9 protein-coding genes are annotated in these 10742 nt (G+C 65.4%); 3 read left to right on the top strand and 6 right to left on the bottom strand.

The window, feature by feature from the left end; genetic code table 11:
• The 3 genes from ACYZGB_RS14195 to ACYZGB_RS14185 all read right to left on the bottom strand — a co-directional run.
• A partial coding sequence (locus tag ACYZGB_RS14195; protein WP_462389107.1) for a PAS domain-containing protein occupies positions 1 to 2101 on the bottom strand: 2101 nt, incomplete at its 3' end.
• A gap of 323 nt (positions 2102 to 2424) precedes the next feature.
• Complete coding sequence (locus ACYZGB_RS14190) at positions 2425 to 5367, bottom strand: aconitate hydratase (RefSeq protein ID WP_462389106.1); 2943 nt, start codon at positions 5365 to 5367, stop codon at positions 2425 to 2427.
• Positions 5368 to 5565: 198 nt separating this feature from the next.
• Complete coding sequence (locus ACYZGB_RS14185) at positions 5566 to 5976, bottom strand: hypothetical protein (protein ID WP_462389104.1); 411 nt, start codon at positions 5974 to 5976, stop codon at positions 5566 to 5568.
• Positions 5977 to 6099: 123 nt separating this feature from the next.
• On the opposite strand from ACYZGB_RS14185, the gene ACYZGB_RS14180 reads away from it, so the two are divergent.
• The gene (locus tag ACYZGB_RS14180) at positions 6100 to 6975 is read left to right on the top strand and encodes a helix-turn-helix domain-containing protein (protein WP_462389102.1); all 876 of its coding nucleotides are present in this window, start codon (positions 6100 to 6102) and stop codon (positions 6973 to 6975) included.
• A gap of 156 nt (positions 6976 to 7131) precedes the next feature.
• Here the strand turns inward: ACYZGB_RS14180 and ACYZGB_RS14175 are convergent, their stop codons facing one another.
• Positions 7132 to 7434: an H-NS histone family protein gene (locus tag ACYZGB_RS14175; RefSeq protein WP_063462523.1), complete on the bottom strand. Its 303-nt coding sequence runs from the start codon at positions 7432 to 7434 to the stop codon at positions 7132 to 7134.
• Between the two features lie 439 nt (positions 7435 to 7873).
• Here ACYZGB_RS14175 and ACYZGB_RS14170 point away from each other — a divergent pair, with 439 nt between their 5' ends.
• Positions 7874 to 8716 (top strand): symmetrical bis(5'-nucleosyl)-tetraphosphatase, encoded by an 843-nt coding sequence (locus tag ACYZGB_RS14170; protein WP_462389100.1) that lies wholly within the window; start codon positions 7874 to 7876, stop codon positions 8714 to 8716.
• A gap of 16 nt (positions 8717 to 8732) precedes the next feature.
• Here the strand turns inward: ACYZGB_RS14170 and ACYZGB_RS14165 are convergent, their stop codons facing one another.
• Positions 8733 to 9782: an FAD:protein FMN transferase gene (locus tag ACYZGB_RS14165; RefSeq protein ID WP_462389098.1), complete on the bottom strand. Its 1050-nt coding sequence runs from the start codon at positions 9780 to 9782 to the stop codon at positions 8733 to 8735.
• A gap of 11 nt (positions 9783 to 9793) precedes the next feature.
• Positions 9794 to 10192 (bottom strand): c-type cytochrome, encoded by a 399-nt coding sequence (locus ACYZGB_RS14160; RefSeq protein ID WP_462389096.1) that lies wholly within the window; start codon positions 10190 to 10192, stop codon positions 9794 to 9796.
• A 184-nt stretch (positions 10193 to 10376) separates the two neighbouring features.
• Between ACYZGB_RS14160 and ACYZGB_RS14155 the strand changes: the two genes are divergently transcribed.
• Positions 10377 to 10739: a hypothetical protein gene (locus tag ACYZGB_RS14155; RefSeq protein ID WP_462389094.1), complete on the top strand. Its 363-nt coding sequence runs from the start codon at positions 10377 to 10379 to the stop codon at positions 10737 to 10739.
• Positions 10740 to 10742: the final 3 nt, after the last annotated feature.

Genomic DNA, 10742 nt, shown 5'->3' with positions numbered 1-10742 from the left:
GTGCGCCCAGGCTTTTGGTGCGCTGGCAGCCGGCGATGGAGCGTTGCAGGCGGTCCAGCAAGAGGCGCCGGTTGGGCAGGCCGGTCAAGGCGTCGTAGAAGGCCAGGCGTTCGATTTCCTGCTCTGCGCGTTTGCGGTCGGTGATGTCGCGGCACACACCGAGCACACCGGTCACGCGGCCATGCAGGTCGCGGATGGGGGTCTTGATGGTTTCGAACTGGCCCTGGTAGCCGTCCTCGGCAAAGGTGAGCGTTTCCTCATACACCAGCGGCTGCCAGGCCTGCATGGCCCGCTGGTCGTACTTGCGAAAGCGCTCGGCCTCTGCCGAGGTGGTCAGGTCGTAGTCGTTGCGGCCCACCACATCGCGTTCGGGCCGGCCCGCAAAGCGCTCGAACACGGGGTTGACCGACAGGTACACGCCCTCGGCATCCTTGAGAAACACCATGTCGGGCATGGCGTTGACAACACGCGCGAGGTGCGCCTTCTGATGCGCCAACTCTATCTCGATGCGCTTGAGTGCCGTAAGGTCGTAGGCAAACAGCACTACGGCCAATGCACCATCCCCCGTGATGGCCTCAGGCACGACGGTGGAGTGGCGGTACTGCACGCCGTCGGGCCCGTCGATGCGGTTTTCAAACACCGCCGCCTCACCCGCAAAGGCCTTGTTGAAATGAGGCTGCATGCGCACGAACAACTCCGGCGGGATCACATCCTGTAGCAGCCGACCCTGCAGGTCCTGCGGTGTTTTGTTAAGCCAGCGTGCCTGCTGCTCGTTGACGTACAGAACACGCAAGTCATGGTCAAGCCGGGCCACCCCACCCGGCACTAGGCGCAGCATGTTGGCCATGAGAGCATCTTTGGCATGCGCTGCTTCGGCGGCCTGGTGGTGGGCGGTGATGTCGGTCTGCACGCCGTCCCAGAGCACACGACCATCCTCCAGACTGCGTGGAGACGAACCCAGGTGCATCCAGCGCACCTGCCCATCCGTGCGGCGTACCCGGAACACGGCCTCCATGCTGGTCATGGATAAGAAAGAATACCGCTCTGCAGCGCGCAGGGCCTCAATGTCTTCCTCCAGGACCTGCCGGTAAAGCACGCCAGGGTCGGCCAGCACATCTTGCACGCGCACACCGTTGAGGCGTTCGATGGCATCGCCCATGTGCACAAAATGCACCCGGCCATCGAGTTCGCGCACCACCTGGAACAACACGCTGTGGGGCAAATTTCGGCCCAAGAGCGACAGACGGCCTTCACTTTCGCGCAGGCGGCTCTCGGCCGTCTGGATGCGCGCAAAAGGCCGACGGATGCCTGCATCGAACACCGCCTGGTACAGCAGCGCATAGGCCACTACCCGCAAGCCATGGGCCAGCGGCTCACCGATGGGTGAATGACCGCCCAAAACCCCCACGGTGATTTCGCCACACAAAAAGACCATGGCCGCCCAAGCAAACAGGCGGTCGCGAGACTCGTTGTCGCCCTCTTGACCATCGCCGCCAGCGCGGCGGTACAGCGCCCCGGCAATCACAGCCAGCGCCAGCACCAGCCCCACTGCCAGCACTTGGCGTAGCACGCCACCAGCAACCTGGGCAAACCACCCTGGCAAGGGGCCCATGGCCGACCCTACCACCACCAAGGTGACACCACCCGAAACCACCAACCAGGCGCGGGGCGCCCCCGGTGCTACCAGCCGCGTAGCCATGAGACCCAGGGTTAACACCTCTGCAATGCGTGCCCACCCGCTGAACCAACTGGACATATGCGTGTTGTCCGCTGGCATGTGCATCGGACCGGAATGCACAAGCAAGCCATGCAGAAAATCGCAGGCCACCGCAACCCCCACCCCCACCACCAGCACGTTGGCACGCGCCTGTTCGCGCGCGTCGAGCGCATGCAGCGACACCGACACCACCAGCAGCCCCAACAACACCGCTGCAGTGTCAAGCAGCGGCTCCAGCCCGTACTGCTCCCCGACACCGTTCCCCAACCATTGCATCAACGGTAAGACCACCACAGCCAACACCGCCACTATCAGCACCACCGTGACAGCGGGCGCGTCCGACAGATAGGAGCGCGCGGTCAGGGGGGGTTGGGGAGGGACCATGGGTAGCGTGAAGAGGTGGTACAAAAACGGGGTGGTGGGTGATTCCGGGAGTACGTCACAAGTGTATCGAGGCGTAAGGAAATGACCAGACCATCGCCACCGGTCGCACCCTCCTGGGCCACCCCAAGAAAAACGGGGCCGAAGCCCCGTTGTGCAACCGCTCAGAAGGTGTGAATGAACCCGGCGTGCCCGAGCAGGCCCCAAAAACGCGCCCGATCTAGGCGCAAAGCGCAGCCATAGCGCGGGCTATGGCGAGCATTGGCAACGACGAGCGGGAGTGTTTTGGCGGGATGAGCGGGCATGGCGGGTTCGTTCACACCTTCTCAGCCCTCCAGCAACTGCCGCAGCACAAAGGGCAGGATGCCCCCGGCGCGGTAGTAGTCCACCTCGATGGGGGTGTCGATGCGCAGCGTGACCACCACCTCGCGCACTGCGCCGTCGGCGCGGCGGATGACCAGCCGGGCATCGCTTTGGGGGGTGAGCGCGGCGTCGGGCACCACGTCGATGACTTCGTTGCCCTCCAGGCCCAGCGTCTCCCACGAATCGCCCGCCTTGAACTGCAGCGGCAGCACGCCCATGCCCACCAGGTTGGAGCGGTGGATGCGCTCGAAGCTGCGCGCCACCACGGCCTTGATGCCCAGCAGCTGCGTGCCCTTGGCGGCCCAGTCGCGGCTGGAGCCGGTGCCGTATTCCTCACCCGCAAACACCACCGTGGGCGTGCCCTGGGCCATGTACTGCATGGCGGCGTCGAAGATGAACATCTTCTCACCCTGCAACGCCCCCTCGTTCTGGAACAGCGTGACACCGCCCTCTTCGCGCGAGCCGTCGGCCGTGGGCGGAATCATCAGGTTTTTGATGCGCACGTTGGCAAAGGTGCCGCGCACCATCACGTCGTGGTTGCCGCGCCGCGCGCCGTAGCTGTTGAAGTCGGCCTTCTGCACGCCGTGCTGCCGCAGCCACTGGCCTGCGGGCGAACTCTCCTTGATGGAGCCTGCGGGCGAGATATGGTCGGTAGTGATGGAGTCGCCGAACAGCGCCATGATGCGTGCGCCCAGCACCGACGGAAGTTGGGCATCATTTTGGCCTTCTCCGCCCGTCCCGCTTGCCTTACCAGCCCCTTTTTCAAGAGCAAACTGGGCAAAAAACGGTGGCTCGGCAATGTAGGTGCTGACGGGCCAGGTGTAGGCCGTGCCACTCACGCCCTGGATCTTCTCCCACAGCTTGCCGGGGTCGGTCGCCACCTTGGCGTAGTTGTCGCGGAAGGCCTTGCCCTTCATGGCGAATTTCAGCAGCGCATGCACCTCGTCGCTGTTGGGCCAGATGTCGCCCAGGTACACGTCGCGCCCCCCCTTGCCTTTGCCCACGGGCTCGGTCATCAGGTCCTTGAGCACCGTGCCCGCAATGGCGTAGGCCACCACCAGCGGCGGGCTGGCCAGAAAGTTGGCCTTGAGGTTGGGGTGGATGCGTGCCTCGAAGTTGCGGTTGCCCGACAGCACAGCAGCGCAGACCAGATCGTTGCTGGTGATGGCCTCGTTCAGCTCGGGCGTGAGGTCGCCCGCATTGCCGATACAGGTGGTGCAGCCATAGCCCGCAATCGAAAAACCCAGCTTTTCCAGGTAGGGCAGCAGGCCGGTTTCAGTGAGGTACTCGGTCACGATGCGCGAGCCAGGCGCCAGCGAAGTCTTGATGTGCGGCTGCACCTTGAGCCCCGCCTCCACCGCCTTCTTGGCCAAAAGGCCCGCTGCCAGCAGCACGCTGGGGTTGCTGGTGTTGGTGCAGCTGGTGATGGCGGCAATCAGCACATCGCCATTGCCCACTGTGGGGTCGGCGCCCTTGGCGGGCAACGTGGCACTGCGGGCCTCGGCATGCGCGGTGGCCAGGGCCGGTTTGTTGGCCTCCATCTCGACCACCGAACGCGGTGCACCCGCCGGGGTGGGCTTGCCGTCGGGTGCCACATCGGCCACCACATCTGCCGCGCGGTGAACGTGGAAACGGGTGTGCAGCAGTTCGGCCGGGCGGTTGAAGCCGTTGTGTGCCGCAGGTTGGCTGAACAGGTCGGCAAACTGGCGGCTGACCTGGCCCAGCTCGATGCGGTCCTGCGGGCGCTTGGGACCGGCCAGGCTGGGGGTGACGCTGCCCAGATCCAGCTTCACTACCTGCGAGTAGTCCACCTCGCCCGCCAGCGGCACGCCGAACAGACCCTGGGCCTTGAAGTAGGCTTCAAAGGCTTCGATCTCGGCCTTGGTGCGGCCCGTGCCCTGGAAGTAGTCGATGGTCTTTTCGTCCACCGGGAAGAAGCCCATGGTGGCGCCGTACTCGGGCGCCATGTTGCCGATGGTGGCGCGGTCGGGCAGCGCCAGGGTGCGGGTGCCCTCACCGAAAAACTCGACAAACTTGCCCACCACCTTGTGCTTGCGCAGCAGCTCGGTCACCGTAAGCACCAGGTCGGTGGCCGTCACGCCTTCGCGCAGCCGCCCCGTCATCTCGAAGCCCACCACATCGGGCGTGAGGAAGTACACGGGCTGGCCCAGCATGGCGGCCTCGGCCTCGATGCCGCCCACGCCCCAGCCCACCACGCCAATGCCGTTGATCATGGTGGTGTGGCTGTCGGTGCCCACCAGGGTGTCGGGGTAGTAGACGTTGTCCTTGCGCTTGTGCACCCCACGCGCCAGGTATTCGAGGTTGACCTGGTGCACGATGCCGAAACCCGGTGGCACCACACCAAAGGTGTCAAAGGCCTGCATGCCCCACTTCATGAACTCGTAGCGCTCGCGGTTGCGCTGGAATTCAAGCTTCATGTTCAGGTCGAGCGAATTTTTCTTGCCGTAGTGGTCGATCATGATGGAGTGGTCCACCACCAGGTCCACGGGCACCAACGGCTCGATCTTTTTGGGGTTCTTGCCCAGTTTCACGGCCACGCTGCGCATGGCGGCCAGGTCGGCCAGCAGCGGCACGCCGGTGAAGTCCTGCAGCACCACGCGCGAGACGACGAAGGGGATCTCGTCCTTGCGCTCGGCATTCGGCGCCCAGCGGGCCAGCTGCTCCACATGCTCCGGCGTCACCTTGCGGCCGTCGCAATTGCGCAGCACCGATTCGAGCACGATGCGGATCGACACCGGCAAGCGCTTGATCTCTGGAAACTGTTTGGCCAGCGCGGGCAGCGAGTAGAACTGGCCTTCTTTGCCGGACGCTGTCCTGAAGCTCTTGAGGGTGTTGGCAAACGCGTGGCGGGCGGGCTGGGGCGACAACTTGCGTGAAGTGGCCATGGCGGACTCCTGTGAAAGGCAACACGACCTATTCTGGCAGTCCTGCATGGCGGTGCAATCGTGGGGCCTTACCGCCCCGGGGTGTGGCGGCGGCCTCCCGCCATGCTGCGGGGGGCATTTCTCAAGCAAAAAAGGCCGTTTCCGCCTGATAGACAAGCAAAGTCAGCTATATTTTGTATAGCAAACAAAGATGCGCCATCATGCTGCCGCCCACACACGCAAACGGCGCACGCCCCACCACTGCAGCTCGGCCAGCAGCGCCACCGACACCACATGCACCAGCAGATAGGCCTGGCCCAGCAGCGTGGGCGTGAGCGTGGAGCCCAGCAGGAGGGCCAGGCTGGCCACTGCCCAAGCAAAGTTGCCCACGATCAGCACCCACAGCCAGCCCCGGGGCATGGGCTCTGACCGGGCAATCGCAATGGCCAAGGCGGCGTAGCCCAGCAGCATCACACCCGTGACCTGCAGCAGCACTGCAGGCAGACCCAGCCATTCGGCCAGCGGCGCCGTGAGCAACAGGTGCAACGCGCCCAGCAAAACCCCCGTGGAGGCATCGAACCAGACCACGGCACGCAGGAATCGGGGAGAAGACATCAGCTTGGCGAACATGGAAAGCTCCTTGGTGGATGAAACAACGGTTGAAAGAGGGCTCCATCGTTCCCGCCCTGGCGCATGCCGTCGATGACCTGGCAGGTAATGGCCCGTGCGCGGTTTGCACCTAGGATGCGGCACATGACCTCCACCAACTCCGCACCGCATCGCCCCCCGCGCCATCCACTGCCGCACCGCGTGGCGCCAGCGGGGCCCGCCTCGTTTGGCGACCACCTGCGCACCTGGCGCCAGCAACGGCACCTGAGCCAGCTGGAGCTGGCCGACGAGGCAGACATCTCCACCCGGCATGTGAGCTTCATGGAAACCGGCCGCACCAACCCCAGCCGCGACATGGTGCTGCGCCTGTGCGAGCGCCTGGCCATCCCGCTGCGCGAGCGCAACGCCCTGCTGGTGGCCGCAGGCTACGCCCCCATGTACCGCGAACGCGCGCTGGACGACCCGGCCTTGGCCGCCGCCCGCCAGGCGGTGGAGCTGGTGCTCAAGGGCCACGAGCCTTGCCCCGCCATCGCGCTCGACCGCTGCTGGAACGTGGTGGCCACCAACCGCGCCGCGCTGGCGCTGCTGTCTGCCCATGTCAGCCCCGAGCTGCTGGCCCCACCCATCAACGTGTTTCGCCTGAGCCTGCACCCAAAGGGCCTGGCACCTCGCATTGCCAACCTGGCGCAATGGCGCGCGCATCTGTTCGAGCGCCTGCGCCAGCAAATCCAGGCCACGGCCGACCCCACCCTGATCGCCTTGCAGGCCGAGTTGCAGCAATACCCCACCCCTGAAGAAACCACGCCGCTGGTATTGGCCGGCGAAATGCTGGGCGTGGTCATGCCGTTTTGTTTCGAGAGCGTACACGGCATGCTGTCGCTTATCAGCACCACTACGATATTCGGCACCCCGGTGGATGTGACATTGCAGGAGTTGGCCGTGGAGTCGTTCTTTCCGGCCGACGATTTCACCGCCAACGCACTGCGTGAACTGGCCCTGCAGCAAAATACCGGTGGCTGAAGTCCACAAACCCGCAGATACAGATGTGCAGATACAGGCAGATCGCAGCTATGCACGCCTTGGGGAACGGCGGCTGAGGCCATGCCTTAACCCTCTGCACACACCAATAAAAAAGCCCGCATCAGCGGGCTTTTTTGTGGTGGGAGTTGTAGCCCATCAAATGGCGAACTTCTCGCGGTTTTCATTTTGAATCCACTTGGGCGCCTTGCCACGGCCGGTCCAGGTCTGGCCGGTTGCGGGATCGCGGTACTTGGGTGCCACCTTGGAGCCTGCCGTGGAGCTGCGGCCGGTTTTGCCTGCGGCCTTGCCGGCAGGGAATACATCCTGGGCGGTCAAACCATATTCGGCGACCAGTGCACGAACCTGGGACACAGCATCCGACAACTCCCGGCGCCGTGCTTCGCTAATTTGTTGCTCAAGGGCTTCACGCTGCTTCAAAAGTTCTTTGTAGCTGGTCATGGTGTCAGAATAAGAAGTGTGAGGTTGGTGACGGGCCGATTATAGGAATAATCCCCCAACATGGAAGCACGGCTTGCAAATTTTCTCCGAGAAAACCACAAATAACAGGGGTCTATATTCATCCAGAGCGAATACCCAGGCCTCGCATTGGGGAGTGTTTGCCTTTTTCAAGTCCCTGGGACGGGTACTGCGGCACCTTTTCATGAATATCCCCGGCACCAAACTGGGGCCTCGCGCGGACAAGGGCGCCAAGAGACGCGCGCCGACTTGCAGGGCCCTGCTGCGCCCCTGGTGTAATCCCCCACCGTCTCGGCAGAAAATCCACGCTCCATCCCACCCACACCACACCACACCACACCACACCACACCACACCACACCACACCACACCACACCACACCACACCACACCACACCACACCACACCACACCACACCACACCATGGCTATTTATTGCATAGGCGATATCCAGGGCTGCGACAGCGCCCTGGGCCGCCTGCTGGACACCATCGGCTTTTCCGCCAGCCGCGACACCGTCTACCTGCTGGGCGACCTGGTCAACCGGGGGCCCGATTCAGCCGCCGTGCTGCGCCGCAGCATGCGCCATGGCGACGCCATCCGCTGCCTGCTGGGCAACCACGACCTGCACCTGCTGGCCGCTGCAGCGGGGGCGCGCAAGCCTTCGCGGCGCGACACGCTGGCCTCCGTCCTGGACGCCCATGACCGCGAAGCCCTGCTCGCCTGGGTGCGCCAGCAGCCCCTGGCCCGCGCGCACACGCATGCCGGGCAGACCTTGCTGATGGTGCATGCCGGTGTGCTGCCCACCTGGTCGGTGGCCGACACGCTGGCCTATGCCGATGAGGTTCAGGCCGTGTTGCGCAGCCCCGAGCTGCCCGCCTTCTTGCAGGCCATGTATGGCAACACCCCCGACCGCTGGAGCGACCCACTCACCGGCACCGACCGCCTGCGCGTGATCGTGAACGCCCTCACCCGGCTGCGCTTTTGTTCGGCCGACGGGGTGATGGACTTTGAAAGCACCGAAAGCGCCAGCGACGCCCCACCCGGGCTCATGCCCTGGTTCGACGTGCCAGGGCGCCGCACGGCGGGCACCGTGATGGCCTTTGGGCACTGGTCCACGCTGGGCTGGCTCGATCGCAGCGACCTGCTGGGGCTGGACACCGGCTGCGTGTGGGGCGGCTGCCTGAGCGCCGTGCGGTTTGGCGCAACGCTGGCCGAACGGGAACTGCTGCAGGTGCACTGCGAACAGGCCCAGGCCCCGGGCTGAATAAACCACAGCAGGCTCAAGACGGCACAGGCTCCAGCAGGGCCGACATGGCGGCGGACTGCCAGACACTACCGTCCTGCCCGGCGATCAGCACCGCCAGCCCCGGCGTGCGCTGCGCCAGTGCCCGGCCCGCCTGCGGGCCCTGCACCATCAGCGCGGCGCCCAGGCCGTTGACGGCCGCCACATCGCGCGCCACCAGGCTCACGCCATGCACGCCCGATGCCGGGCGGCCGGTGCGCGGGTTGAGCACATGGTGCTGCCGCTGGCCTGCGTGGAAGAAGAAACGTTCGTAGTCGCCCGACGAGGCCACCACACCGGTGCCCGCCATGGCCACAACACCCAGCAGGCGGTCGGGCGCACGCGGGTCGCGCAGCCCCACACGCCAGGCCCGGCCTTGCCACAGCCCGTGGGTCAACACATCGCCACCGCCATTGATCATGGCGTTCTCGACCCCCTCAGAGCGCAGCACGGTCATACCGGCTTCCAGGATCGGGAGCTTGGCAATCCCGCCCAGGTCCAGGGCCATGCCCTGGCGCACCAAAAAGGCGGTACCCGCCCGGGCATCGAGCACCAGGCCCCGCGCACCCACCAGGGTCCGCTGCCGCGCCAGCTCGGCCGCCCCGGGCACCACCTTGTCGCCCGGACCAAAGTTCCACGATTTGAAGGCGCCCACGGTCACATCAAAAGCCCCCTGGCTCATGGCCGACACGCGCTGCGCACTCTGCAGCACGGCCATGACCTCGGGCGGCACGGCCGCAGGCGTGATGCCCGCCGCCAAGTGGATGCGGCTGACCACACTCTGGGGCTGGTAGCGGCTCATCAGCGCCTCCAGCCGCTGCATCTCTGCATAGGCACGGCCGATGGCCTGGCGCAGCAGCGGGCCATCGGCCCCCTCGGCCACGATGTCCACCTGCGTGCCCATCAGGGGCCGCGTGGCACGGCAGGGCTCCACCCGCCCACCCAATGCCACCGCTCCGGTGTGCCAGAGCGCGCTGCCCAGCAAAGGCAGCGCCATGGCCATGCGGCGGCGTGACAGGCCATGGGCGCAGAGAGACGCTTGCTGCATGGCGCCTCCGCTCAGAGTGACTTGTCGGCCATGTAATCCACGGCGGCCTTCACCTCGGCGTCGCTCAGGTTGGCCGCACCGCCCTTGGCGGGCATCATGCCCTTGGCGCCGGTGTAGCCCTCGATCGCGTGCTTGTACAACGTGTCCTTGCCCTGGGCAATGCGCGGGCCCCAATCAGCCTTGTCACCGGGCTTGGGCGCACCGGCCACGCCAGCGGCGTGGCACATGGCGCAGGTCTTGCCAAACACACCCTTGCCCAACTCGTTCTCTGCCGCAGGGGCCGGGGCAGCCACCGGTGCGGGCGCGGCGGCAGGCGCCGCCGCCGCTGCGGGTTCCGGCTTCTTGTCGCCACAGCCCGCCAGCAGCGCGGCCACGATCGCCACGGCGACCATCATGGTGTTCTTTTGCATCGCATACATCCTGTTCTTGGGGTTGAAACATCCATCCCGAAGGGCCTGGAAAACAGTGCCCGGGCCTTCTCTGGAGGGGTGCAATAACTGTAGGCGCTGGGGGCGTTGTGGGGCAGAGGGGCGCAGCGCCAAAGGATGATCCACATCAATTAGATTCACATTAGATGAATCTATTATCCAACCCATGCAAAGCCACCACACCCTGCGAACCCTGCGCCTGTGGGTGCTGGCGTGGTTTGTGTTGGCGCTGGGGGTGGCGGTAGTCGCCCCGCTGGTATCGCCCCCCAGCATGGAACTGGTCTGCTCCGGCACCGGCAACGGCGCAGCACGTCTCGTCATCAAGACCGCCGATGGCCTGGCAGCGCTGAAAACATCGACGCTGGACTGTCCCCTGTGCCTGGCGGCGGACACCCCACCAACACCGCCACACACAGCACTGCCCACGGCACAAGCCCCGGCTTTTGCGCCCCACATGGGCACCCCCCTTCTCGCACAGGCCAGGGTGGCATTCAGCCCCCCGGCGCGTGCCCCCCCGTTTTTCAACTGAGTC

The organism is Acidovorax sp. Q11 (genome assembly GCF_054950075.1).
This window is presented reverse-complemented; position numbering and strand designations above follow the sequence as displayed.